The sequence below is a fragment of the Achromobacter sp. SLBN-14 genome (genome assembly GCF_006715415.1).
GTDB classification, from domain to species: domain Bacteria; phylum Pseudomonadota; class Gammaproteobacteria; order Burkholderiales; family Burkholderiaceae_B; genus Achromobacter; species Achromobacter mucicolens.
On sequence record NZ_VFNE01000001.1, the window covers coordinates 4,971,984 to 4,996,997 of the forward strand.

Consider the following 25,014-nt stretch of genomic DNA (forward strand, 5'->3'; position numbering starts at 1 on the left):
TACCTGAGATACGAAAGAAATATGCCTGAAAAAAAGGGATCGGCAGACGCTAAGGTGCTGCATTGCTCGTTTTGCAATAAAAGCCAGCACGAAGTCCGCAAGCTGATCGCGGGTCCGTCGGTATTCATCTGCGATGAATGCATCGACTTGTGCAACGACATCATCCGCGAAGAGGCGCAGGCAACCGCGCGCGCGGCGATTCGTTCCGAGCTGCCCACTCCGGCTGAAATCAAGACTTTCCTCGACCAGTACGTTATTGGGCAAACGTCACCCAAGCGCATGCTGGCCGTGGCCGTCTACAACCACTACAAGCGCATTCGCCACGGCGAGATCAAGGGCGACGAAGTCGAGCTCTCCAAGAGCAACATCATGCTGATCGGGCCCACCGGCTCCGGCAAGACGCTCCTGGCCCAGACGCTGGCTCGCATGCTGAACGTGCCTTTCGTCATGGCCGACGCCACCACGCTGACCGAAGCGGGCTACGTGGGTGAAGACGTCGAAAACATCATTCAGAAGTTGCTGCAGAACTGCAACTATGAAGTCGAAAAGGCCCAGCGCGCCATCATCTACATCGACGAGATCGACAAGATCTCGCGCAAGTCCGACAACCCGTCCATCACGCGCGACGTGTCGGGCGAGGGCGTGCAACAGGCCCTGCTCAAGCTGATCGAAGGCACGGTGGCGTCGGTTCCCCCGCAGGGCGGCCGCAAGCATCCGAACCAGGACTTCGTCCAGGTCGACACCACCAACATCCTGTTCATCGTCGGCGGCGCCTTCGACGGGCTGGAAAAGGTCATCCGTGACCGTACTGAAAAGTCGGGTATCGGCTTTTCGGCGTCGGTACGTGCCAAGTCTGAACGCGGTGTGGGCGAACTCTTCTCCGAAGTGGAACCCGAAGACCTCATCAAGTTCGGTCTCATTCCCGAACTGGTCGGTCGTCTGCCCGTGGTCGCGACGCTGGACGAGCTGGACGAAGCCGCACTGGTCCAGATCCTGACCGAACCCAAGAACGCCTTGCTCAAGCAGTTCCAAAAGCTGTTCGCCATGGAAGGCGCCGAGCTCGACGTGCGCCCGGCTGCGCTCAAGGCCATCGCCCGCAAGGCGCTGCGCCGCAAGACGGGGGCCCGCGGCCTGCGTTCCATCATCGAACAGGCACTGCTCGACACCATGTATGACCTGCCTTCCCAGGGCAACGTCAAGCGCGTGGTCCTCGACGAAAACGCCATCGAAGGCGAGGGCAAGCCCCTGCTGATCTACGCGGATGAAAATGCCGCGCCAGAGAAGTCGGAGCGCGGAGAAGTCCGCGACGCCGCCGCCTGATATTTCAAAAAAGCCCGTTCTCGTAACGGGTTTTTTTACCTAGGGCGCGCCTACATCCCCGATCGCACTTTTCAGCCGCCCGTCATGGCCGCATACTGAAGGCGGTTCCAGGGCCTTTTTGGGGCCTTTTGGTGATCCAGGCGGCCGAGATCTTGAATTTTCGGCTATTGTTCCCATAACAGACGTAATTGACGAGTTTGCTCGGGTATTACCCGGGTGCCCCGTCCCCATACGCCGAGTCATACCGAGGAACCTCATATGTCTGCCAGCCAGACCCTGCCTTCCGACCCGATCGACCTTCCCCTGCTGCCGCTGCGCGATGTCGTAGTGTTCCCGCACATGGTCATCCCGCTGTTCGTCGGCCGACCGCGCTCCATCCGCGCGCTCGAGGTCGCGATGGAAGCGGGCAAAAGCATCATGCTGGTGGCCCAAAAGTCCGCCGGCAAAGATGACCCCACGCCTGAAGACGTCTACGAGATCGGCTGCGTCGCCGGCATCCTGCAGATGCTCAAGCTGCCTGACGGCACCGTAAAGGTGCTGGTCGAGGGTACGCAGCGCGCCCGCATCAACTCCATCGAAGACGCCGATTCGCACTTCACCTGCCAGGTGTCGCCAATCGAACCGGACGCCATGCAGGGCTCCGAAACCGAAGCCTTGCGCCGCGCCATCGTTGCGCAGTTCGAGCAATACGTAAAACTCAACAAGAAGATCCCGCCCGAGATCCTCACCTCGCTGGCTGGCATCGACGATGCTGGCCGCCTGGCTGACACGATCGCCGCGCATCTTCCCCTGAAGCTCGAGCAGAAGCAGAAGATGCTCGAGATCACGGGCACCTCCGAGCGCCTCGAAGGTCTGCTCACGCAACTCGAAACCGAAATCGACATCCTCCAGGTCGAGAAGCGGATTCGCGGCCGCGTGAAGAAGCAGATGGAAAAGAGCCAGCGCGACTACTACCTGAATGAGCAGGTCAAGGCCATTCAGAAAGAGCTGGGCGAAGGCGAAGAGGGCGCGGACATCGAAGAGCTTGAAAAGAAGATCATCGCTGCCCACATGCCCAAAGAGGCGCGCAAGAAGGCCGATGCCGAGCTCAAGAAGCTCAAGCTCATGTCGCCCATGTCGGCCGAAGCCACGGTGGTGCGCAACTACATCGATACGCTCATCAATCTCCCCTGGAGAAAGAAGAGCAAGATCAACAACTCGATCAGCAACGCCGAAACGGTGCTGGACAACGACCACTACGGTCTCGAAAAGGTCAAGGAACGGATCCTCGAGTATCTTGCCGTGCAACAGCGCGTGGACAAGGTGAAGGCGCCGATCCTGTGCCTGGTCGGCCCTCCGGGCGTCGGCAAGACCTCGCTGGGTCAGTCGATCGCCAAGGCCACGAACCGCAAGTTCGTGCGCATGGCCCTGGGCGGCGTCCGTGACGAGGCCGAGATCCGCGGCCACCGCCGTACGTATATCGGTTCCATGCCCGGCAAGATCGTGCAGAACATGTCGAAGGTCGGCGTGCGCAATCCCCTGTTCCTGCTTGATGAAATCGACAAGCTGGGCATGGATTTCCGCGGCGATCCCTCGTCGGCCTTGCTCGAAGTGCTGGATCCGGAACAGAACCATACGTTCCAGGACCACTACATCGAGGTCGATTTCGATCTGTCGGACGTCATGTTCGTGGCGACCAGCAACACGCTGAACATTCCGCCGGCGCTGCTGGACCGCATGGAAGTGATCCGCCTGTCGGGTTACACCGAGGAAGAAAAGATCCACATTGCCCGCGACCATCTGCTGCCCAAGCTGATGAAGAACAACGGCGTGAAGGATACCGAGCTGACCGTGGACGACAGCGCGCTGCGCGATATCGTGCGCTACTACACCCGCGAAGCCGGTGTCCGTGCACTCGAACGCGAAGTCGGCAAGATCTGCCGCAAGGTCATCAAGCAATTGCTGACCCAAAGCGATCGCGCCAAGGCCGAGGGCAAGACGCCGGAGGTCAAGGCGGTCAACGTCACGGCCGACAACCTCAGCGACTACCTGGGCGTGCGCCGCTACGCGTTCGGCATGGCCGAAAAGGAAAACCAGATCGGCCAGGTGACCGGCCTGGCGTGGACAGAAGTCGGCGGCGACCTGCTGACGATCGAAGTCGCGGACATGCCCGGCAAGGGCGTCATCCAGCGCACGGGCTCGCTCGGCGATGTGATGAAAGAGTCGGTCGAGGCGGCGCGCACGGTTGTGCGTTCGCGGGCTCGCCGTCTGGGCTTTGCCGATAGCGTCTTCGAAAAGCACGATATGCACGTGCACGTGCCGGAAGGCGCGACGCCCAAGGACGGTCCGTCCGCGGGTATTGCGATCACCACCGCCATGGTCTCGGCGCTGTCGCGCATCCCGGTGCGCGCCGACGTCGCCATGACGGGCGAGATCACGCTGCGTGGTGAAGTCCTGCCGATCGGCGGCCTGAAGGAAAAGCTGCTGGCGGCCCACCGCGGCGGTATCAAGACGGTTCTGATCCCGGAAGAAAACGTCAAGGACTTGGCGGAAATCCCGGATAACGTCAAGAACCACCTTGAGATCGTGCCGGTCCGCTGGATCGACAAGGTGCTGGAACTGGCCTTGGAGCGTCTGCCGGAGCCCCTGGCCGAGGAAGAAGCCGTAAAGGAGCCGTTGGTTGCCAAACCTGCGGAACCTGGCTCGACCGACCCGGTGATGAAGCACTGATGGCGTCTTGAACGCCGGGGCGCCCTCGAAAGAGGGTGCCCGAAGCCGAAAGGCGTCACCAGGCCTTGTTGACGCCCGAAAGCAAAAAACCCCGCTCTCATGAGCGGGGTTTTCTTTTTGGTGGGCTTGCCTGCCAGTTTGGCCGGGTGGGGTGGGGGGGGGCGCCCGCCAGAGGACTGCAGCCTAGTGCAGCGGTTGAGTGCGGATGAGACCCACCGCAATGCCTTCCAGCGCAAATTCCTGATCGGCGTTAACCACGATCGTTTCGAAGTCGGGGTTTTCAGGCAGCAGTTCGATATGGCCGTTCTGGCGTTGGAGGCGCTTGACCGTGACGTCGTCGCCCAGACGGGCCACCACGATTTGGCCATTGCGCGCTTCAGACGCCTTCTTGACGGCCAGCAGATCGCCTTCGAGGATGCCCGCGTCGCGCATGCTCATGCCGCGCACCTTGAGCAGGTAGTCGGGGGCTTGGGCGAAAAGGCTGGGATCCACGCCAACTTCGCGCTCGACGTGCTCGGCTGCAAGGATGGGGCTGCCAGCTGCCACGCGGCCGACCAGTGGCAGGAGAAGCTGGGCGAGGGCGGGGATGGGAAGCGACGATTGCACCGGCGCGGCGGCGGCATCTTTGAGCCGGATGCCGCGTGAGGCACCGGCCGTGAGTTCGATGGCCCCCTTGCGTGCCAAAGCCTTGAGGTGGTCTTCTGCGGCGTTGGGAGAGCGAAAACCCAAGGCCTGGGCAATTTCGGCGCGGGTCGGCGGAAAGCCGGTGCGCGCGACCGTTTGCCTGATGAGGTCCAGGATTTGTTGTTGGCGATCCGTGAGTTTGCTGGCCATGGCGATGATCCGGTGTGAGCGGACTGTACATATATACAGCGCCATTCTGGGGGACGTAGCGCAAAAAAGCAAGCGGGGCACGATGCCAACAAAAACGGGACCCGAAGGTCCCGTTTTGACTGCTGACGGCGTACCGCCGACGTGATTCACAGCACGGCTGCGATGCCGGCTGCCACCTTGTCGATGTTGCCGCTGTTCAGCGCGGCCACGCAGATGCGGCCGCTGGACACGGCGTAGACGCCGTGTTCTTCGCGCAGGCGGTCCACTTGGGCGGCGGACAGGCCCGAGTACGAGAACATGCCGCGTTGCTTGAGCACGAAGCTGAAGTCCTGCTTGCCGCCGTGTTCCTTGATCTTGTCGACCAGTTGAGCACGCATCAGGCGGATGCGATCACGCATGCCGGCCAGTTCTTCTTCCCACAGGGCAAACAGCTCGGGCGTGTTCAGCACCGTCGAGACGACCGTGCCGCCGTGCGTGGGCGGGTTGGAGTAGTTGGTGCGGATGACGCGCTTGAGCTGGCTCAGCACGCGCGTGGCTTCGTCCTTGCTGCCGGCGACAACGGTCAGCGCGCCGACGCGCTCGCCGTACAGCGAGAACGACTTCGAGAACGATGAGCTGATGAACATGGTCATGTCCATGTCGGCGAACAGGCGCACGACTGCAGCGTCTTCCTTGAGGCCGTCGCCGAACCCTTGGTAGGCGATGTCCAGGAACGGGACCAGGTTGTTTTCCTTCACGACGGCGGCGATCTGCTTCCACTGGTCGGCGGTGGGGTCAGCGCCGGTGGGGTTGTGGCAGCATGCGTGCAGCACGACGATGGTCTTGGCGGGCGCGGCCTTCAGGTCGGCCAGCATGGCTTCGAAGTTCAGGCCACGGGTGGCGGCGTCGTAGTAGGCGTACGTGCCGACTTCAAAGCCGGCGCGTTCGAACAGCGCGCGGTGGTTTTCCCAGCTGGGATCGCTGATCAGCACCTTCGAGCCCGGCAACAGCTGGCGCAGGAAGTCGGCGCCGATCTTCAGGGCGCCGGTGCCGCCCAGGGCTTGCGTGGTCAGCACGCGGCCGGCGGCGGCCAGCGCGGAGTCCTTGCCCAGGAGCAGGGCCTGCGCACCGGCGTTATAGCCGGCAATGCCTTCGATCGGCAGATAACCGCGGGCGGCAGCGGCTTCGATGCGGGCGGTTTCGGCCTTGCGCACTGCGCCCAGGAGCGGGATCCGTCCCTGATCATCGTAATACACGCCCACGCCCAGGTTCACTTTACCGGGGCGGGTATCCGCGTTGTATTGTTCGTTCAGACCAAGAATGGGGTCGCGCGGCGCGAGCTCGACGGAATCGAAAAGGGTGCTCATGGGACTCTGATGAGGTGGGTGGACGCAGTACGAGGTGCTGTGGATAATGGGGGGTTTACCCTGGAACAGTCTAGCATGCCTAAGAGCGCAATAGACCCAAGCGCGGGGGCTCCCGCCGCAGGTCCGGGATTCGTCGATTTCCCTGACAGCCCGTTTCATCTCTACCAACCCTATCCGCCGGCGGGAGACCAGCCCACGGCCATCGCAGGGCTGACCCAGGGTGTCGAAGACGGCCTCATGTACCAGACGCTTTTGGGGGTGACCGGGTCGGGCAAGACGTACACCATGGCCAACGTCATTGCTCGCATGGGCCGTCCGGCGCTGGTGCTTGCGCCCAACAAGACGCTGGCCGCGCAGCTCTACGCCGAAATGCGCGAGTTCTTCCCGAAGAACGCGGTCGAGTACTTCGTTTCTTACTACGACTACTATCAGCCCGAGGCCTACGTGCCGACGCGCGACCTGTTCATTGAGAAGGATTCGTCCATCAACGAACACATTGAGCAGATGCGGCTGTCGGCCACCAAGAGCCTGCTAGAGCGCCGCGACACGATCATCGTGGGCACCGTGTCCTGCATCTACGGTATCGGTAACCCCGGCGACTATCACGCGATGGTGCTGATCCTGCGTGCGGGGGACCAGATCGCCCGGCGCGAGATCCTCGCGCGCCTGGTCGCCATGCAGTACACCCGCAACGACGCGGAGTTCACGCGCGGGGTGTTTCGCGTGCGGGGCGAAACCATCGATATCTTCCCGGCGGAAAGCGCCGAGCTCGCGTTGCGCGTGACGCTGTTCGACGACGAAATCGAAAGTCTGGAATTGTTTGACCCGCTGACTGGCCGTATCCGCCAGAAACTGCCGCGCTTCACTGTCTATCCCGGTTCGCACTATGTGACGCCGCGCGACACCGTGCTGCGCGCCATCGAAACCATCAAGGAAGAACTGCGCGAACGCGTCAAGCGCTTCGTTGACGACGGCCATCTGGTCGAGGCGCAGCGTCTCGAGCAGCGTACCCGCTTCGATCTGGAGATGCTGCAGGAGCTGGGATTCTGCAAGGGCATCGAGAACTACTCGCGCCATCTGTCCGGCGCCGCGCCGGGCGAGCCGCCGCCGACCCTGATCGACTACCTGCCGTCCGACGCGCTGATGTTCATCGACGAAAGCCACGTGACCATCGGCCAGCTTAGCGCCATGTATCGCGGAGACCGGTCGCGCAAGGAGACGTTGGTGCAGTACGGTTTTCGTCTGCCGTCCGCGTTGGACAACCGCCCGCTCAAGCTCGAAGAGTTCGAAGCGCGGATGCGCCAATGCGTGTTCGTTTCGGCAACGCCGGCCGCGTACGAACAAGAACATGCGGACAACGTCGTGGAGCAGGTGGTGCGCCCCACGGGGCTGGTCGATCCGCTCGTGCAGGTGCTGCCCGCCCGCACGCAGGTTGACGATCTGCTCGGGCAGATCAAGGCGCGTGTCACGCAAGGAGATCGCGTGCTGGTCACGACGCTCACCAAGCGCATGGCCGAAGACCTGACCGACTTCCTGAGCGAGCATGGCGTGAAGGTGCGCTACCTGCACTCGGACATTGATACGGTCGAGCGTGTCGAGATCCTGCGCGACTTGCGCCTGGGCACGTTCGACGTGCTGGTGGGCATCAACCTGCTGCGCGAAGGGCTGGACATTCCCGAAGTGTCGCTCGTCGCCATTCTGGACGCCGACAAGGAAGGCTTCCTGCGTTCGGAGCGCAGCCTGATCCAGACCATCGGCCGCGCGGCGCGCAACCTCAATGGTCACGCGATCCTCTATGCCGACCGGATCACGGACTCGATGAAGCGCGCCATGGATGAAACCGCCCGCCGGCGCGCCAAACAGCTGCAATTCAACCTCGACAACGGCATCACCGCTCGCGGTGTGCAGAAGGCCGTGCGCGAGTTGATCGACGGCATCGTGGCGCCCGCCCAGCATGACACGCTGGAGGCCGCAGTGCCCGCCGAACTGCTGAAGGACGAAAAGGCGCTGGCCCGCGAGATCAAGCGCCTGGAAAAGCTGATGATGGACCACGCGCGCAACCTCGAATTCGAGCAGGCGGCCGCGGCTCGGGATTCGCTCAATGCGCTCAAGCAGCGGGTGCTGCTCGACGGGGCGGTGTAGCGGGCTATGGATGTTTCAATTCATGTCTGCACGCTTACTGTTTCCTGAATGGCTGCAAAAAGTGGTGCGTTGCAATCATGGTGTAACCATTCGGGAATTTTGCGGGGTTTACATCTCAGTGGTTACCTGAATATAAGCTTGCAAGCCCATGATTTTGTTGTGGTTATGCCGGCCCCTGATTTGCGCTGCGTCAATTGCGCGGGCGCAAAAAAAGCTTGCCTTATCTCGGGTTTTCCCGCACACTTGCTTCCATGATGACCAAGGTACTTTTCGTTTGCATGGGCAATATCTGTCGCTCGCCGAGCGCAGAGGGCGTGTTTCGCCATTTGGTGAATGACGCGGGTTTGGGCGATGTCGTTCGCATCGACTCCGCGGGTACGCACGCGTTTCACATTGGCGAGGCGCCTGATGCCCGGGCGCAGGCTGCAGCTCGCAAGCGCGGCTACGAGATCACTCACTGCGAGGCGCGTCAGGTCACCGCGGAAGACTTCCGTGACTTCGATCTGATCCTCGCCATGGACTGGGACAATCTGTCCGCCATGCAGCAGCAATGCCCCAAGGCATACCAGCACAAGCTGATGCTGTTGATGCGCTTCGCCAATGAATTCGAAGAAGCCACCGTGCCCGATCCTTACTACGGCGGCGCCGACGGCTTCGGCAAGGTTCTGGATTACCTGGAAGATGCCTGTCAGGGCGTCCTCGAATTGGTCCGCAAGCGCGCTACCCAGTACCAGGCTGCCTGATTGCATGGTCTTGGAGCCGCTCGCAGAGCGGCTCTTCAGGTATAAGGCAGTGAAAAACCGCGCAGATGCGCGGTTTTTTATAGCCCGGAGCCATACCAAATTAGTCGGGAATAGGCTATACTTGAGCCAATTACTCGGGTATTGACCGCTGGATTCGCTGGCGGCCACTGCCGGAATCACAGGGAATTCACCATGCGGCTAACTACCAAAGGGCGTTTCGCCGTGACTGCCATGATCGACCTGGCTATGCGGCAGCATAGCGGTCCGGTCACTCTTGCGGCCATCAGCCAGCGTCAAAACATTTCGCTTTCGTATCTTGAACAGCTTTTCGGCAAGCTCCGCCGTCACGAGCTCGTGGACAGTGTCCGCGGCCCGGGCGGCGGTTATTCGCTTGCGCGTCTGGCGCGCAACGTGACGGTCGCGGACATCATCTTCGCCGTCGACGAACCGCTGGATGCGACCAGCTGTGGTGGCAAGCGGGACTGTACGAGCGGCAACGACGGCAAGCCGGGCAAGTGCATGACGCACGAACTCTGGGCGACGTTGAATCGCAAGATGGTGGATTACCTGGATTCGGTGTCCCTGCAGGATCTCGTTGATCAGCAGCGTGTGCGCCAATTGCAGGAAGCCACCAATCAAGCGCAGGCCTGCGCAGTGCGTGTGAACCGGGTGGGAGGCGCGACCGCCGCCAACGCCCTGACCACGACTGTGGCTGCCAACGCCTCCGTATAAGAAGCATCAGGAGTTGTAGAAATGACCACCCGTCCGATCTATCTGGATTATTCGGCCACGACGCCTGTCGACCCCCGTGTCGTCGACGCCATGGTGCCCTGGCTGTACGAGAACTTTGGCAACCCGGCCTCGCGCAGCCACGCGTTTGGCTGGGAGTCCGAAGAGGCCGTCGAACGCGCCCGCGAAGAAGTCGCCAAGCTGGTCAATGCCGACCCGCGCGAAATCGTCTGGACCTCTGGAGCCACCGAATCCGACAACCTGGCCATCAAGGGCGCAGCCAACTTCTACGCCGAACGCGGCAAGCACATCATCACGGTCAAGACCGAGCACAAGGCTGTGCTCGACACCTGTCGTGAACTGGAACGCCAAGGCTTTGAAGTCACGTACCTGAACGTCAAGGACAACGGCCTGATCGACCTGGATGTCTTCAAGGCTGCGCTGCGTCCCGACACCGTGCTCGTGTCGGTGATGATGGTGAACAACGAAATCGGCGTGATCCAGGACGTGGAAACGCTGGGCGAAATCTGCCGCGAAAAGGGCATCATCTTCCATGTGGACGCCGCTCAGGCGACCGGCAAGGTGGAAATCGATCTGCAAAAGCTGAAGGTCGACCTGATGTCGTTCTCGGCCCACAAGACTTACGGCCCGAAGGGCATCGGTGCGCTGTATGTGCGTCGCAAGCCGCGTATCCGCATCGAAGCGCAGATGCATGGCGGTGGCCATGAGCGCGGTTTCCGCTCGGGCACGCTGGCCACGCACCAGATCGTCGGCATGGGCGAAGCGTTCCGTCTGGCCCGCGAAGAAATGGGCACCGAGAACGAGCGCATCCGCATGCTGCGCGATCGCCTCTGGAAGGGGCTGTCGGAAATCGAAGAGGTCTACCTCAACGGCGATATGGACCAGCGCGTGCCGCACAACCTGAACGTCAGCTTCAATTACGTCGAAGGCGAGTCCCTGATCATGGCGATCAAGGAACTGGCAGTGTCCAGCGGTTCGGCTTGCACGTCCGCCAGCCTGGAGCCCTCGTACGTGCTGCGCGCCCTGGGCCGCAACGATGAGTTGGCGCACAGCTCGATCCGCTTCACGCTGGGTCGATTCACGACCGAAAAGGAAGTGGACTTTGCGGTCGAACTGATCAAGAGCCGGGTTGGCAAGCTGCGCGATATGTCGCCGCTGTGGGAAATGGCCAAGGAAGGCATCGACTTGAACACCGTGCAGTGGGCCGCGCACTAAGCGCCCGCGCCTCGAAATACGTGGAGAATTAACATGTCTTACAGCACCAAAGTTCTGGATCACTACGAAAATCCCCGCAACGTCGGTTCGTTCGACAAGTCGGACGAGTCGGTGGGTACCGGCATGGTCGGCGCGCCGGCCTGTGGCGACGTCATGAAGCTGCAGATCAAGGTGAACGAAGCCGGCGTGATCGAAGACGCGCGCTTCAAGACCTACGGCTGTGGCTCGGCCATCGCTTCCAGCTCGCTCGTGACCGAGTGGGTCAAGGGCAAGACGCTGGATCAAGCGATGAGCATCCGCAACACGCAGATCGCCGAAGAGCTGGCCCTGCCGCCGGTGAAGGTGCACTGTTCCATCCTGGCCGAAGACGCGATCAAGGCCGCGGTGCAGAACTACAAAGAAAAGCATTCGGCCACTGCCGAAGCTGTGGCGGGCTGATCATGTCCGTTACCCTGACCCAACAGGCTGCCACCCATATCGGCCGCTACTTGCAGAAGCGCGGAAAGGGTATCGGCTTGCGGCTCGGCGTTAGGACGACGGGCTGTTCCGGCATGGCCTACAAGTTGGAGTATGTCGACGAGGTCGAGGCGGAAGATGTCGTCTTCGAGAGTTTTGGCGTGAAGGTCTTCATTGACCCCAAGAGCCTTTCCTATCTCGATGGCACGGAGCTGGACTACGCCCGCGAGGGCCTGAACGAAGGCTTCAAGTTCCGCAACCCCAACGAGAAGGCGACCTGCGGCTGCGGCGAGTCGTTCACGGTGTAAGTCTTGGCTGGTGACGATCACTTCAGCCTGTTTGGCTTGCCGGCACGATTCGACCTGGACGGCCAGGCGCTTGAACACGCCTGGCGCAGCGTCGCCGCGAAGGTTCACCCCGACCGGTTCGCGACGGCCAGCCCTGCGGAGCGCCGCGTGGCGATGCAGTGGGCCGCCCGCGCCAACGAGGCATATCGCGAATTGAAGGATCCGCTGCTGCGGGCGCGCTACCTGTGCGAGCAGGCGGGCATGGACCTTCAGACGGAAAGCAACACGTCCATGGACGCGGCCTTTCTGATGCAGCAGATGACCTGGCGCGAGATGCTGGACGATGCGCGCGATGACGCCGGCGTGCTGGACTCGCTGCAAGCCGAGCTGGAAGCGGCGCGCGCCGAGATGCGAGCCACGCTGACGCGCCTCTTGGATGAGGAACGCGATTACGCGGCTGCCGGGCGCAAGGTGCGGGAATGGATGTTCGTGGAAAAGCTGGCGCAGGAGCTGGCCAACGTGCAGCCCGCGGGATAGCCAACGGCGCGCTGGGGCGTGCCCGACACGGGCGCCTGCACGGCGCGGCCTACTGACCAGAAAAAAGAATCATGGCCTTATTGCAGATATCCGAGCCCGGCGAATCGCCCGCGCCGCACCAGCGCAAGCTGGCGGTCGGGATTGACCTGGGCACCACCAATTCGCTGGTTGCTGCCGTGCGCAGCAGCGTTGCCGAAGTGCTGCCCGACGCGCAAGGCCATGCCTTGCTGCCGTCGGCAGTGCGTTATTTTCCCGGCGGCAAGGTCACGACCGGCCGTGAGCCCCTGGCCCAGCAAGCCGAGGATCCGCTGAACACGGTCGTGTCCGTGAAGCGTTTCATGGGCCGGTCGCTGGAAGAGGCGCGCGCGACGCGTGCGCCGTATGAATTCGTGGATGCCCCCGGCATGGTGCGAATCCGCACGGCGCAGGGCGATCTGAGCCCGGTCGAAGTGTCCGCGCAGATCCTGGCGGTGCTGCGCCAGCGCGCCGAAGACGTGCTCGGCGACGAACTGGTGGGTGCGGTCATTACCGTGCCCGCGTATTTTGATGACGCACAGCGTCAGGCCACGCGCGACGCCGCGCGCTTGGCGGGCCTGAACGTTCTGCGCCTCTTGAATGAGCCGACCGCGGCCGCGATTGCCTACGGCCTGGACAATGCTGCCGAGGGTGTTTACGCGGTTTATGACCTGGGCGGCGGCACATTCGATATCTCCATCCTGCGCCTGACGCAGGGTGTGTTTGAGGTGATCTCCACGGGCGGCGATACGGCGCTTGGTGGCGACGACTTCGATGTCCTGATCGCGGACCACGCCGTGGCGAAGCTGGGCTTGGGCGAGCTGTCGCCCGCCGAGCGCCGGGGCCTGCTGATGGCCGCGCGCGCCGCGCGTGAAACGCTGTCGGATTCCGACGTGACGACCTTGCAGCTGACGCTGTCGGGCGGACGCGACGTCGCGCTGACGCTGACCCGTGAAGAATTCGAAGCCCTGGCCCAGCCGCTGATCGAGCGCACGCTGGACACGGCGCGCCGCGCGCTGCGCGATGCGGCGCTCAAGCCGGCCGACGTGCGCGGCGTGGTGATGGTGGGCGGCGCCACGCGCATGCCCGTCGTGCGCGCTGCCGTGGCCAAGGTGTTTGGCACGGAGCCGCTGACCGATCTGGATCCCGACCAAGTGGTGGCGCTGGGCGCCGCGCTGCAGGCCAATCTGCTGGCGGGCAACCGCGCGCCGGGCGAGGACTGGCTGCTGCTGGACGTGATCCCGCTGTCGCTGGGTCTGGAAACGATGGGCGGCCTGGTCGAACGCATCATCCCGCGCAACAGCACCATTCCGGTCGCGCGCGCGCAGGAATTCACGACCTTCAAGGATGGCCAGACGGCCATGAGCATCCACGTGGTGCAGGGCGAGCGCGATCTGGTGTCGGATTCCCGTTCGTTGGCGCGCTTTGAACTGCGCGGCATTCCGCCCATGGTGGCCGGCGCGGCGCGTATCCGTGTGACCTTCCAGGTGGACGCGGACGGCCTGCTGAGCGTCACCGCGCGCGAGCAAAGCCAGGGCGTCGAGGCGATGGTGTCGGTCAAGCCGTCGTACGGCTTGTCCGATGACGAGATCGCCAAGATGCTGGCCGACAGCGTGGCGCAGGCCGACACCGATGCGAAGGCGCGCATGTTGCGCGAGCAGCAGGTGGATGCGCGTCAGCTGGTGGAATCGGTGCAGGCCGCGCTGGCCGTCGACGGCGACCTGCTGGACCCGGACGAACGCAAGCGCGTGGATGAATGCCTGCAAGGGGCCATTGCTGCGCAGCAGGCGCAGGACGTGGACACCGTGACGCAAGCCGTGCAGGCCCTGTCGGCCGCGACGGATGAGTTCGCCGCGCGCCGCATGGACCGCAGTATCCGCGCCGCGCTTGCCGGCCGCAAACTTGACGAAATCGCCTGATAAGAAGTTATGCCGAAACTGACTGTATTGCCTCATCCCGACTACTGTCCCGAAGGCGCGGTGATCGAAGACGCGCCCAAGGGTGTGTCGATCTGCCGTGTGCTGCTGGATAACCACATCGATATCGAGCACGCGTGCGAATTGTCGTGCGCCTGCACGACCTGTCATGTGGTGGTCAAGCAAGGGTATTCGTCGCTGGAAGACGCAACGGACGACGAGGAAGACCTGCTGGACAAGGCCTGGGGCCTGACCCCGACCTCGCGGCTGTCGTGCCAGGCGCTGGTAAGCGACGCCGACCTGACGGTCGAGATTCCGAAGTACACGATCAATCACGCCAAAGAGGGCCATTGATGAAGTGGACCGACACCTACGAGATTGCCGCCGCGCTGTACGACGCGCATCCTGACGTCGACCCCAAGGCGCTGCGCTTCACGCAGTTGCGCGACTGGGTCATGGCGCTGCCGGGCTTTTCCGACGATCCCGCGCACTGCGGCGAGAAGATCCTGGAGGCCATCCAGATGGCCTGGATCGACGAAGCCGACTGAACGTGATTTGCCTAGGACGCTCCCTTTCCGGGAGCGTTTTTTTTGGGCGTGGCCGCGCCGTGCCGTTGGCCGGCGAGGGCCTCCGCCGTGTTTGACATGCCGGCGCCGCGCAGGCCACGGTATCATCGGGGATCCGTTTGTTGTCCTTTCCAGCCGAGTCTACCGATGCCCGCTGCCCAACTGCGTTTTGGCCTGGCCGCCAATCGTTTGCACCACGAAACCCCCGACGCTGCCTTGTTCACCTGGCTGCGTTCGTGCTCGTCCACCATCCGCGAGCTGGGCGTGCAGTTGCACACGGTGGGGCGCACCCATGATGCGATCGTGCGCGAGGGCATGCTGCAGGGTTACTCCGGCCTGATTCGCTACCCGTACGGCCGCGAGGGCGGTCTGATGAAGCTGGTGGCGCGCGTGACCGAAGGCCGCGATGGCCAGGCGCCGTTCGACGGCGCGATCTACCTGATCGATCCCGTGGATCCGTCCTCGATTTTTCCGGAAGCGCTTGCGCTCAAGCGGCAGTGCATCACGCATGGCCGGCCTTTCATTTCGACGCTGGCCGGCGCCATCGAGTGGATGGAGGTCGAACGCATCCATGCGGGTCTGGCGCCGGACGCGTCCGTGTCGCGCCATTTCAATTTCTCGGGCCAGACGCTGGCGATGATCGCCCACGATGCGCTCAAGGACGAAATGGTGGCCTTTGCCAGCGAGCACTTCGATGTGCTGTCCCGCTTTGCGCGGCGCGTGGCCACGGGTACGACTGGCGGCCGCCTGAACGAGCTGGCCTGGTCGCGCGGCTGGCCCAAGGATACGCCGTGGGTTCACCGTTACCTCAGCGGCCCGCTGGGCGGCGATGCGCAGATTGCCGAATTGGTGCTGGAGCACCAATGCCAGCGCGTCATCTTCTTCGAAGACCCCCACGTCGCGCGCCAGCACGAGGCCGACATCCAGTTGCTGGAACGCGCGGTGCGCGTGGTGACCGAGTCCGCCACCTGCGCCACGTCTCCCACCGTCGCGCGCCGTTGGGCGCAAGCCGTCGAAAAGCGGGGCATCTGACCGCTACGCGTGCGTCGCGGCGGTGCCTGCGCCGGTGATGATGCGGGCGACGCGGTCCGCGACGGCCGCTGCCGCCATCGATAGCGGCAAGACATCCGAACGGCACAGAAAGACCGGCCGCGTCAGCCTGGGCTTGGCGATCCGATGCAGCACGACCAGGCCGCGCTCGGCTTCCTGGCGCACGGCCTCGTAGGAAAGGATCGTACTGGCAATGCCGGCCTGCGCCAGCTCGATGAGCTGCGGAATGGCGTTGGCCTCGGCAATGATGCGAAATTGCACCTGTTCGCGTTGCTGGTATTGGTCGAGCAGCCTGCGCAGGCTGTGCGGGTTGCCTGGCAACACCAGCGGCAGCGCCGACAGCGCGCGCAGGGTGATGGATGGTAGTCCAGCGAGATCCGAAGCCGCACGCTTGCCGCGCTTTGCCGCGGGCGGCGACACCACCACCAGCTCTTCGTCGATCAGATGCTGAAATCGAAGGTCGACCGACGCCTCGTCGCTGAACGTGAGGCCCAGATCGGCATGGCCTGAGCTGACAAAGCCGGGGATGTAGCCGGTGCTGGATTCAATGATCTTCAGATAGACGCCCGGCCACTGGGCGAGGGAAAAGCGCAGGAGCGGCACGGTCAGCAACTTGGCCATCGACATCGACATTGCCAGCGATACCGTTCCGCGCGGGGCGTTGATGTCTTCGCGCACGTCCGCGCGAGCCGCGTCGATGCGGCCCAGGATCTCGCGCGCATGCGCCAGTAGCCGTGAACCGGCGGCGGTGGGCGTGACGCCACGCGCGCTGCGATGCAGCAGCACGACGCCCAGATCTTCCTCGAGGTTGCGGATCAGCAGGCTGAGCGCCGGTTGGGCTACGTGCAGCGCGGCGGCCGCACGGCTGATCGAACCCGTTGAAACCACGGCGACAAAGCACTGCATCGCACGGATGGACATGGACATGAGAGGGCTCCGGACGGTGCGGGCCATCATTGTTTTATTATGGCCTGCATATTTAAACGGTATTTCTAATATATCAATCCACTTTCCATAATGAGCGTCATCCAAGAAAAAACACAGGAGACAACATGACGCTCAACAAACTATTCGCTGCCTGCCTTGCTTCGGCGGCGCTGTCGGCCCCCGCGTTTGCAGATGCCTGGCCCGCCAAGCCCATCACGCTGGTCGTGCCGTTTTCCGCGGGCGGCCCGACCGATTTCATCGCGCGCCTGGTGGCCGAGCCGCTGGCGCGCGAACTGGGCCAGCAGGTCATCGTGCAGAACAAGCCGGGCGCGAGCGGGAACGTGGGCTATCAAAGCGTGCTCAATGGCCCGGCCGACGGCTACACGCTCATGCACAACACGGTGGCCATGCAGGCCATCAATCCGTTGATGTACCCCAGCGCAAAGATGCACCCGGCCAAGGATTTCGTGCCCGTTGGCACGACGGGCGCCATGCCGAACCTGCTGGTCGTCAACCCCGAGCGCACGCCCGTCAAGACGCTGGCTGAACTGGTGGAGCGCGGGCGCAGCGCGCCGCAGGGCTTGAGCTACGCCACGTTTGGTCCTGGCAGCTCGCCGCACGTGTATGGGGCCTCGCTGCAGAAACTGGCCAATTTTCAGGCCGTGGGCGTGGCTTACAAAGGCAGCGCCAACGCCGTGACGGACGTGATCGGCGGTCAGGTCGACTTTCTGTTCGACAGCATGTCCACCAGCATCGGCCAGGTGCAAGGCGGCCGGCTCAAGGCGTTGGCGATCACGTCGGCGGCGCGTTCGCCGCTGTTGCCGGACGTGCCGACGCTGAAGGAGGCAGGCTATCCCGCCCTGGATCTGAAATTCTGGTTCGCGCTGCAGACGCCCGCCGGCACGCCGGATGACGTGGTGCAGAAACTGCGGGCCGCGGTCGCGAAGGTGGTGGCCAGCGACGCTTACCGCCAGGCCATGCAGGAGCGGGGCGCGGAGGCCTTTCAGGTGGCGCCGGTCAAGCTGGACGAGTTCTTCAAGCAGGAAACCGCGCAATGGACGCAGGCGGCGAAGACGATCGGGTTGAAGGCGGAGCAGTGAACATGGAAGGCGGGCATCGCATGACCCCACTGAAGAACATCACGGTCCTGGATCTGAGCAAGGTGCTGGCAGGCCCGTTGTGCGGGCAGTATCTGGGCGAACTGGGCGCGCGCGTGATCAAGGTCGAGCCGGTGGGCACCGGCGACGACACGCGCGCGTGGCTGCCGCAGGAGGCCGGTGAGTCCGCGACGTTCCTGGCGGTCAATCACAACAAGCGCAGTCTCGCGGTGGACCTGAAGACCGAAGCGGGGCGGGCGGTGGTCCATCGCCTGGCCGGCCAGGCCGATGTTGTGCTGCAGGGGTTTGGCGGCAAGACCGCGGCGCGCCTGGGCGTCGATTACGAGACGCTGAGCCGCCTCAATCCGCGTCTCGTGTACTGCGAGATCTCGGGCTACGGCCGTGAAGGGCCGATGGGCGACGAGCCGGGCTACGACGTCATGCTGCAGGCCTTCAGCGGCATGATCAGCACGATGGGCGAGCCGGATGGCAATTTTGCGCGCGCCAGCTTTTCGCCGGTGGATCTGGGCACGGGTTCGTTTGCGCTGAGCGGCATTCTGGCGGCGCTGCTCGAGCGCGGGCAGACGGGCAAGGGGCAATACCTGGATGTGTCGCTGCTGGATACGTCGCTGGGGCTGATGTCTTACATGGCGCAGAATTATTGGCGCACGGGGAAAGTGCCGCGCCGGATGGGCACGGGCCATCCGGCGATGTGTCCGTACCAGGCGTTTCGTGCGTCCGATGGCGACCTTATGCTGGGTGTGGGCAATGACGCGCAGTGGCAGCGCTTCTGTGCGGCGGCGGGGTTGCAGGAATATGTGAACGATCCGGCGTTTGCGACCAATGCCGAGCGAGTCCGCAACTTTGACGCGACCGTCGCCCTGGTGCAGTCGCGCATCGAAACGCGGTCGGTGGCGCAATGGCTGGCGTTGCTCAAACCAAAGGGAATCGCGTGTTCGGCGATCCATACGCTGGACCAGGCGTTGGCGCATCCGCAGGTCGCGGCGCGCGAACTGATCGTGACGACCGAGCATCCGGCGCTTGGCGAAGTGCGCAATATAGGCCTGCCCGTGCGTTTTGGGCGGCAGCCGCGCAAGGCCGCGCGGCCCGCGCCGATGTTGGGCGAGCACAGCCGTGAAATCCTGGCGGAGCTGGGCTTTGAGGCAAGCGAGATTGCCGCGATGCTGGTTAGTGGCAGCGTGCAGCAGCACCCCTTCGATAAAGGAACGACATGAATCCGGTGCGTTACGAAGTCCGCGATGGCATCGCCGAAATCCATCTATGCCATGCGCCCGTCAACGCGCTGGACGTGGGTGTGCTGGACGCGCTGATTGGTGCGCTGGAAAAGGCGAATGCGGATGCGGGCGTGCGGGCGGTGCTGCTGGCCAGCAGCCTGCCCGGGCGATTCTGCGCCGGGCTGGACATGAAGCAGTTGCTGCAAAGCACGCCCGCGCGTGTGCGGGAGTTGCTGACCCGGCTCTACATCAAGCTGTATGACGCGCAGTTCAACCTGACCAAACCATCGATTTCGGTGGTGTCTGGCGCCGTGCGCGGCGGCGGCATGACGGTGGCGATTTCCAGCGATATGATCGTGGCCGCCGACAGCGCGACGTTTGGCTACCCGGAGATCGACGTGGGCGTGCTGCCCGCCATTCATTACGTGCATCTGCCGGCGGTGGTGGGCAAGCATCGGGCGTTCGATCTGCTCTTTACCGGCCGCACGTTCAGTGCAGACGAGGCGCAGGCGATGGGGCTGGTGTCGCGTGTCGCCGCCGAGGCCGAACTGCTGGACGAGGCGCGCACGCTGGCTCGGTCGCTGGCGCAGAAGCCGCCGGAGGTCCTGGCGATGGGCCGGCGCGCGTTCGTGTACAGCAACGACAACGAGTATCGGCGCCGGGTGGCCACGGCGGTGGAAGTGTTCTGCAACGCCGCGGCCACGCCCGAGGCGCGCGAAGGCTTGAGCGCCTTCGTGCAGAAGCGGGCGCCGGACTGGGCAAGCGTCGGCGAAACGCGCTAACGCTATTGGCCGGTGAAGCGGGGAGGCCGCTTCTCGCGGAACGCCGCCACGCCTTCGGCGAAATCGGCGCGTGCGGCCGACTGCAGGAAGCGCGCCGTTTCCTCGGCCAACTGGGCTTCCAGCGGCGCGTGCGCGGCGCTGCGCAGCAATGCCTTGGCGCCCGCAATGCCGTGCGGCGCGTGGCGAGCGATGTCCTGGGCATAAGCTTGCCCCGCGGCAGCAAGTTCGCTGGCAGGCGCGGTGCGCGTGATGATGCCCCAGGCCTGCGCCTCGTCGGCTGTGAAGGCGTCATGACGCAAGAGAAGATCGAGTGCGCGCTTGGGGCCGGCGGCGCGCATGAGGCCATGCGTCATGCCGGCATCGGGCGTCGCGCCGAGCTTCAGGTAGGCCGTCATGAAGCGCGCGCCCGCATCGGCGATTGCGAGGTCGCAGGCCAGGACGAGCGACAAGCCGGCGCCGGCCGCCACGCCGTGAACCTGCGCGAGCCAGACCTTGTCCATGCGCGGGATGCGCGCAACGAATGCATTGAGGGGCGTGAACAGTTCCGACAGCGTGGCGCGCACCTTGTCGGGCTCTCCGGTGAACATGCCGATGTCTCCCCCCGCGCAGAATGCCTTGCCCGTGCCGCGCAGCAGCACGACTCGCACCGCGTCGCACGTTTCGATCCACTGCGCGGCGCGCAACAGGTCGCACGCCATGGCCACGTCGATGGCGTTGAGCGCGTCCGCGCGATTGAGGGTGAGCGTGGCGACGGGGCCGTCGGTCTCGAGCAACAGCGTCTGGAACTTCGGTGGTTCCTGGGTCATGGCGAGTCTCCGTTGTCGGGTAAATACCAACTGTCGATCAAAAAACCGCGATGCTATGTTTTGAACCAAGCGCTTGCTTGGTTGGGTTTTGAGCACGCTTAGCGTAACGCATAGAACGATTTTCCGGCGCTGTACTGGCGAAGGTAAAGACAGGTTCGTTGCATCTCCTGCCTCGCAGGGCCGCCAGGTTCACCGTCGTAAAAAATGTCCGCCCCAGGCGGCAAAATAACTTCGCATCAAAGCGGGGAGACAAATGGTGGATCAGTCCGACAGGCCTGCCTTGTTGCAGGCCGATGGGGTGACGCTGGCGTTTGGCGGCGTCAAGGCGCTTACCGACGTGGGCTTTCGCGTGGAGCAGGGCTCCATCACCACGGTCATCGGTCCGAATGGCGCCGGCAAGACCTCGCTGTTCAACACGATCTCCGGTTTCTACAAGCCCGCGGCGGGACGGATCCACTTCGAGGGCCGCGACATCACACGCATGCACGCGCCCGATCGCGCCAAGCTGGGTCTGGCGCGCAGCTTCCAGAACATTGCGCTGTTTCGCGGCATGACGGTGCTGGACAACATCAAGCTGGGCCGCCACGCGCACCTGCGCACCAATGTGCTGGATGCGCTTTTTTACCTGGGCCGCGCGCGCCGCGAGGAGATGGCGCTGCGGGCGGACATCGAAGAACGCATCATCGATTTCCTGGAGATCGACCACATCCGCCACGCGCCGGTTGCGGCGCTGTCGTATGGGCTGCAGAAGCGGGTGGAGCTGGCGCGGGCGCTGGCGATGCAGCCCAAGGTACTGATGCTGGACGAGCCCGTGGCGGGCATGAACCGTGAAGAGACCGACGACATGGCGCGCTTCATCCTGGATGCGCGCGCCGAGTGGGGCGTGACGGTGCTGATGGTCGAGCACGACATGGGCATGGTGATGGACCTGTCCGATCACGTTGTGGTGCTTAACTTCGGGCAGGTGATTGCCCACGGCACGCCGGCGCAGGTGCAGTCCAATCCGGAAGTCATCAAGGCGTATCTGGGCGCGGGCGACGTGGGCGATTTGCGGCGGCGGCTGCGGGAGGCGGCCTGATGGACTGGCTGTTCTTCCTGGAGGTGTCGCTGGCGGGACTGGGCAGCGGCGGCCTGTATGCGCTGGCCGCGCTGGCGTTCGTGATCGTCTACAAGGCGACCCGCGTGGTGAACATTGCGATTGGTGAATTTCTGATGCTGGGCGCGTACGTGTTCTATGCATTCGCATCGGGGATGGAGTGGCCGATCTGGCTGGCCATCGCGGGCGCGGTCGTGGTGTCGGGCGCGCTGGGCGCCGTCGTCGAGCGGCTGACCATACGCCCGATGCTGGGCGAATCGCCGATCTCTGTCTTCATGATTACCGTGGGTCTGGCGTCGATATTGGTGGGCGCGGTTGAGCTTATCTGGACGGCGGACCAGCGGCGCCTGCCGGAATTCATGCCGCGCGCGCCAGTCATGGTGGGCGAGGCGTTCGTGGCACCCAAGGTGTTCTACGGCTTCTGGGTGGCGGTGGTGCTGGCGCTTTTGGTGCTGGTGGTGTTCCGCTACTGGCGCGGCGGCGTGGCGCTGCGTGCGACGGCGTCGGACCAGGGCGCGGCCTATGCAATGGGCATCAATGTGCCGCGCGTGTTTTCGCTGGCGTGGGTGACGGCGGGCGCCATCGCCGCGGTGTCCGGCGTGATCGTGGGCGCGATCGGCGGGATCTCGTCGTCGATGGGCGTGTTCGGGCTGTCGGTGCTGGTGGTGGTGATCGTCGGCGGTCTGGACAGCGTCGCGGGCGCGCTGGTCGGCGGCATCTTCATCGGCCTGCTGGAGGCCTGGGCGGGCGCCTATCTGGGCGGCGAGTACAAGCTGCTGGCCACGTTCGTCGTGCTGGTCGTCGTGCTGATGGCCAGGCCCTACGGCCTGTTCGGCACCCGTGAAATCGAGAGGCTCTGATCCATGCGTATCGCGACCGCCAAACAGACCTACCTGGCCGACGAGGCGCTTTTCGACACGCGCACGCAGCATGTGTGGCTGGCGCTGCTGGCGGCCTCGCTGGTGCTGTTTCCCTTCGTGGCGAATGCCTATTGGCTTTATCTTGCGTGCCTGGTCGCGATCAACATCGCCAGCGCGACGGGGCTGAACATCCTGACCGGCTACACCGGATTGGTCAGCCTGGGGCAGGCGGCGTTCATGGGCCTTGGCGCGTACACGGTCGCAGTCATGGAGCTGCACCTGGGCACGCCGGTCCTGGTGAATCTGCTGGCGGGCGGCGTGGTGGCGATGTTGGGTGGGCTGCTGGTGGGTATCCCCTCGCTGCGGGTGAAGGGACTATACCTGGCGATCTCGACGATTGCCGCGTCGTTCATCGCGCACTTCATCTTCGCGAACTGGCAGTTCACGGGCGGTACCTCAGGGTTGCAGGTGCCGCCGGCGCGCATCCTGGGGCTGGACCTGGATACGTCCTTCAAGATCTATTGGCTGATCGTGCCCGTGACCGTGCTGATGGTGCTGGGCGCGGCGAATCTTTTTCGCACGCGCATCGGCCGCGCGTTCATCGCGATCCGCGACCGCGACATTTCCGCCGAGGTGCTGGGCATCCGCCTGCTGCGCTACAAGCTGCTGTCGTTCGGGCTGTCCTCGTTCTATGCCGGCGTGGCGGGCGGTCTGTGGGCGTATTTTTTCCGGGTGGTCACGCCCGAGAGCTTTCCGCTCATCATGTCGATCTTCTTTCTGGCGGCGATCATCGTGGGCGGCATGGGCTCGATCCTGGGATCCATCCTGGGCGCGCTTTTCATGACGATGGTGCCGGAGTTTCTGAAGCTTGTTGTCGGCTGGCTGCCCGTGGGCGGCGATGCGCTGCGGCTGATCTCACCGGTGCGCACCATCGTTTTCGGCCTGCTGATCGTGGGCTTTCTGATCTTCGAGCCGCACGGGCTCGCGGAAATCTGGCGGCGCGTGCGCCGATTCTTTCACCTCTGGCCTTTCCGTACGTAGCGCGATGCGTGCGGCGTGACGGCGGCCACCCATAAGACCCAGGAGACAAACCATGAAGCGCATCCGGATAGGCAGCGGTTTATCGAGGTTGTTGGCCCCGTTGGGCCTGGCGGCGGCATTGGCGGCGGCGCCCGCGGCGCAGGCGGCAGAGGACCTGGTGCTGGGCGGCTCGATTCCCTTGAGCGGCGTGTTTGCCTTTGCCGGGCAGGGCATCCACGCCGGGATCACGGACTACGTGAAGATCATCAACGACCAGGGCGGCATCAAGGGCCGCAAGCTGCGCTACGTGCCCGAGGACACGGCCTACAAGGTGGATGCGTCGGTGGCGGCGTTCAAGAAGATCACCAGCCAGAACAAGGTCAACTTCTACTACGGCGATTCGACCGGCTTTTCCAAGACCATCAATGCCGAGCTGAACCGCACGGGCGACATCCTGATGACGGGCGCGTCCTTCGCGACCGAGCTGAACGATCCGGCCAAGTATCCCGCCCAGTTCATGCTGGGCCCCGACTACACCGAGATGTTCGGCATCCTGCTGCGCTACATCGCCAAGGAGCAGCCGGGCGCCAAGGTGGCGTTCGTGTATTCGGACACGGAGTTCGGACGCGATCCGATCGCCAGTTCGCGTGCGGTGGCCGAAAAGCTGGGCCTGAAGGTGGCCACCGAGATCATGACGCCGCCGGGCAGCGTGGACGTGTCGACCGAGGTCATCAAGCTGCGCCGCGCCGACCCTGACTTCACTATCTTCCATGGCTACGTGCTGGCGCCGATTCCCGAGTTTGTGGGGCAGGGCAAGCGCATGGGCCTGAAGACGCGCTACATGGGCACGTTCTGGACGATGGACAACTCGACCGTGATGCAGATGGGCGAGGACGCCGAGGGCTTCATGGGCGTGATGCCGTACCGCTATTACTACGACCAGGCCGCCGACGCGCCGATGCTCAAGAAGATCCGCGAAATGCGGCCGCAGTACCAGAGCACGGGCTACATGCAGGGATTCCTGGCCGCCATGCTGTTCTCGGAAGTCGCCAAGCGCACGCTGGACGCGGGCAAGGAACTGACCGCCGCCAACATGAAAGCCTCGTTGGACGGCATCAAGGATTTCGATACGGGCGGGCTGATCGGCGTGCCGATCACCATCAAGGGCAATTCCATTCCGGTGGGCCGGATCTATCGCGCGGACGTCAAGCAAAAGCAGATGGTGCCGGCGTCCGACTGGATCGTGCTCAAGTGAGGCTGCCGTGAACCAGGGACAGGACGTGGCAGGACAGGGCGTTCGTTCAG

Annotated in this window: 24 protein-coding genes; 20 read left to right on the forward strand and 4 right to left on the reverse strand. The window is 63.8% G+C overall.

Translation table 11 applies throughout. The annotated features are described in order from the left end of the window. The first annotated feature begins 21 nt into the window (after window positions 1-21). Together clpX and lon are read left to right on the forward strand one after the other, a co-directional pair. Complete coding sequence (gene clpX, locus FBY20_RS22800) at window positions 22-1,320, forward strand: ATP-dependent Clp protease ATP-binding subunit ClpX (protein ID WP_142054738.1); 1,299 nt, start codon at window positions 22-24, stop codon at window positions 1,318-1,320. 258 nt (window positions 1,321-1,578) lie between these two features. Further along, complete coding sequence (gene lon, locus FBY20_RS22805) at window positions 1,579-4,029, forward strand: endopeptidase La (RefSeq protein WP_056318855.1); 2,451 nt, start codon at window positions 1,579-1,581, stop codon at window positions 4,027-4,029. A gap of 183 nt (window positions 4,030-4,212) precedes the next feature. Here the strand turns inward: lon and lexA are convergent, their stop codons facing one another. Together lexA and FBY20_RS22815 are read right to left on the reverse strand one after the other, a co-directional pair. Beyond that, the gene (gene lexA, locus FBY20_RS22810; protein ID WP_056318858.1) at window positions 4,213-4,863 is read right to left on the reverse strand and encodes a transcriptional repressor LexA; all 651 of its coding nucleotides are present in this window, start codon (window positions 4,861-4,863) and stop codon (window positions 4,213-4,215) included. A gap of 146 nt (window positions 4,864-5,009) precedes the next feature. After that, window positions 5,010-6,209 (reverse strand): amino acid aminotransferase, encoded by a 1,200-nt coding sequence (locus FBY20_RS22815; protein WP_056318860.1) that lies wholly within the window; start codon window positions 6,207-6,209, stop codon window positions 5,010-5,012. Window positions 6,210-6,284: 75 nt separating this feature from the next. On the opposite strand from FBY20_RS22815, the gene uvrB reads away from it, so the two are divergent. The 11 genes from uvrB (at window position 6,285) to FBY20_RS22870 (ending at window position 15,868) form a co-directional block, all read left to right on the forward strand. Then, window positions 6,285-8,351, forward strand: a complete 2,067-nt coding sequence (uvrB, locus tag FBY20_RS22820) for an excinuclease ABC subunit UvrB (protein WP_056318862.1) — start codon at window positions 6,285-6,287, stop codon at window positions 8,349-8,351. 251 nt (window positions 8,352-8,602) lie between these two features. Then, window positions 8,603-9,094, forward strand: coding sequence for a low molecular weight protein-tyrosine-phosphatase (locus tag FBY20_RS22825; protein ID WP_006386176.1), 492 nt, complete (start codon window positions 8,603-8,605; stop codon window positions 9,092-9,094). 192 nt (window positions 9,095-9,286) lie between these two features. Further along, on the forward strand, window positions 9,287-9,826 hold the full coding sequence (gene iscR, locus FBY20_RS22830; protein ID WP_142054740.1) for a Fe-S cluster assembly transcriptional regulator IscR: 540 nt from the start codon (window positions 9,287-9,289) through the stop codon (window positions 9,824-9,826). Window positions 9,827-9,847: 21 nt separating this feature from the next. Further along, entirely contained in the window at window positions 9,848-11,059 is a 1,212-nt protein-coding gene (locus FBY20_RS22835; RefSeq protein WP_056318868.1) for an IscS subfamily cysteine desulfurase, read from the forward strand. A 33-nt stretch (window positions 11,060-11,092) separates the two neighbouring features. Beyond that, window positions 11,093-11,497, forward strand: a complete 405-nt coding sequence (iscU, locus tag FBY20_RS22840; protein WP_056318871.1) for a Fe-S cluster assembly scaffold IscU — start codon at window positions 11,093-11,095, stop codon at window positions 11,495-11,497. 2 nt (window positions 11,498-11,499) lie between these two features. Beyond that, a complete protein-coding gene (gene iscA, locus FBY20_RS22845) occupies window positions 11,500-11,823 on the forward strand; it encodes an iron-sulfur cluster assembly protein IscA (RefSeq protein WP_056318874.1) in 324 nt (107 codons plus the stop codon). A 3-nt stretch (window positions 11,824-11,826) separates the two neighbouring features. Beyond that, window positions 11,827-12,339, forward strand: coding sequence for a Fe-S protein assembly co-chaperone HscB (gene hscB, locus FBY20_RS22850; RefSeq protein ID WP_142054742.1), 513 nt, complete (start codon window positions 11,827-11,829; stop codon window positions 12,337-12,339). Window positions 12,340-12,410: 71 nt separating this feature from the next. After that, window positions 12,411-14,273 carry a Fe-S protein assembly chaperone HscA gene (gene hscA / locus FBY20_RS22855; RefSeq protein WP_056318879.1) on the forward strand — a complete coding sequence of 621 codons (1,863 nt, stop codon included), beginning with the start codon at window positions 12,411-12,413 and terminating at the stop codon, window positions 14,271-14,273. Window positions 14,274-14,282: 9 nt separating this feature from the next. Next, window positions 14,283-14,624 (forward strand): ISC system 2Fe-2S type ferredoxin, encoded by a 342-nt coding sequence (gene fdx / locus FBY20_RS22860; protein ID WP_056318881.1) that lies wholly within the window; start codon window positions 14,283-14,285, stop codon window positions 14,622-14,624. After that, window positions 14,624-14,818, forward strand: coding sequence for a Fe-S cluster assembly protein IscX (gene iscX / locus FBY20_RS22865; protein WP_056318884.1), 195 nt, complete (start codon window positions 14,624-14,626; stop codon window positions 14,816-14,818). The genes fdx and iscX overlap by 1 nt, the downstream gene beginning before the upstream one ends. Before the next feature lie 165 nt (window positions 14,819-14,983). Then, entirely contained in the window at window positions 14,984-15,868 is an 885-nt protein-coding gene (locus tag FBY20_RS22870) for a methylglyoxal synthase (protein WP_056318885.1), read from the forward strand. Window positions 15,869-15,871: 3 nt separating this feature from the next. On the opposite strand, the gene FBY20_RS22875 is transcribed toward FBY20_RS22870, so the two are convergent. Further along, window positions 15,872-16,813 carry a LysR family transcriptional regulator gene (locus FBY20_RS22875; RefSeq protein ID WP_142054744.1) on the reverse strand — a complete coding sequence of 314 codons (942 nt, stop codon included), beginning with the start codon at window positions 16,811-16,813 and terminating at the stop codon, window positions 15,872-15,874. Window positions 16,814-16,938: 125 nt separating this feature from the next. On the opposite strand from FBY20_RS22875, the gene FBY20_RS22880 reads away from it, so the two are divergent. The 3 genes from FBY20_RS22880 to FBY20_RS22890 are packed head-to-tail and all read left to right on the forward strand — an operon-like array spanning window position 16,939 to window position 19,927. Next, on the forward strand, window positions 16,939-17,913 hold the full coding sequence (locus tag FBY20_RS22880) for a tripartite tricarboxylate transporter substrate binding protein (RefSeq protein WP_142054746.1): 975 nt from the start codon (window positions 16,939-16,941) through the stop codon (window positions 17,911-17,913). Window positions 17,914-17,933: 20 nt separating this feature from the next. After that, window positions 17,934-19,145: a CaiB/BaiF CoA-transferase family protein gene (locus FBY20_RS22885; RefSeq protein WP_142054747.1), complete on the forward strand. Its 1,212-nt coding sequence runs from the start codon at window positions 17,934-17,936 to the stop codon at window positions 19,143-19,145. Next, window positions 19,142-19,927: an enoyl-CoA hydratase/isomerase family protein gene (locus tag FBY20_RS22890; protein WP_142054748.1), complete on the forward strand. Its 786-nt coding sequence runs from the start codon at window positions 19,142-19,144 to the stop codon at window positions 19,925-19,927. The genes FBY20_RS22885 and FBY20_RS22890 overlap by 4 nt, the downstream gene beginning before the upstream one ends. A gap of 2 nt (window positions 19,928-19,929) precedes the next feature. Here FBY20_RS22890 and FBY20_RS22895 read toward each other — a convergent pair whose 3' ends face one another. Further along, a complete protein-coding gene (locus FBY20_RS22895; protein ID WP_062840738.1) occupies window positions 19,930-20,733 on the reverse strand; it encodes an enoyl-CoA hydratase/isomerase family protein in 804 nt (267 codons plus the stop codon). Window positions 20,734-20,986: 253 nt separating this feature from the next. Between FBY20_RS22895 and FBY20_RS22900 the strand changes: the two genes are divergently transcribed. Genes FBY20_RS22900 through FBY20_RS22915 form a run of 4 tightly spaced genes read left to right on the forward strand, consistent with a single transcriptional unit; the run spans window position 20,987 to window position 24,964 of the window. After that, window positions 20,987-21,811 (forward strand): ABC transporter ATP-binding protein, encoded by an 825-nt coding sequence (locus FBY20_RS22900; protein ID WP_056318900.1) that lies wholly within the window; start codon window positions 20,987-20,989, stop codon window positions 21,809-21,811. Next, window positions 21,811-22,689, forward strand: a complete 879-nt coding sequence (locus FBY20_RS22905; RefSeq protein ID WP_062840739.1) for a branched-chain amino acid ABC transporter permease — start codon at window positions 21,811-21,813, stop codon at window positions 22,687-22,689. Before FBY20_RS22900 ends, FBY20_RS22905 begins: the two co-directional genes overlap by 1 nt. Window positions 22,690-22,692: 3 nt before the next feature. After that, window positions 22,693-23,730: a branched-chain amino acid ABC transporter permease gene (locus tag FBY20_RS22910; protein WP_142054751.1), complete on the forward strand. Its 1,038-nt coding sequence runs from the start codon at window positions 22,693-22,695 to the stop codon at window positions 23,728-23,730. Between the two features lie 52 nt (window positions 23,731-23,782). Continuing rightward, window positions 23,783-24,964: an ABC transporter substrate-binding protein gene (locus FBY20_RS22915; RefSeq protein WP_056318909.1), complete on the forward strand. Its 1,182-nt coding sequence runs from the start codon at window positions 23,783-23,785 to the stop codon at window positions 24,962-24,964. Window positions 24,965-25,014: the final 50 nt, after the last annotated feature.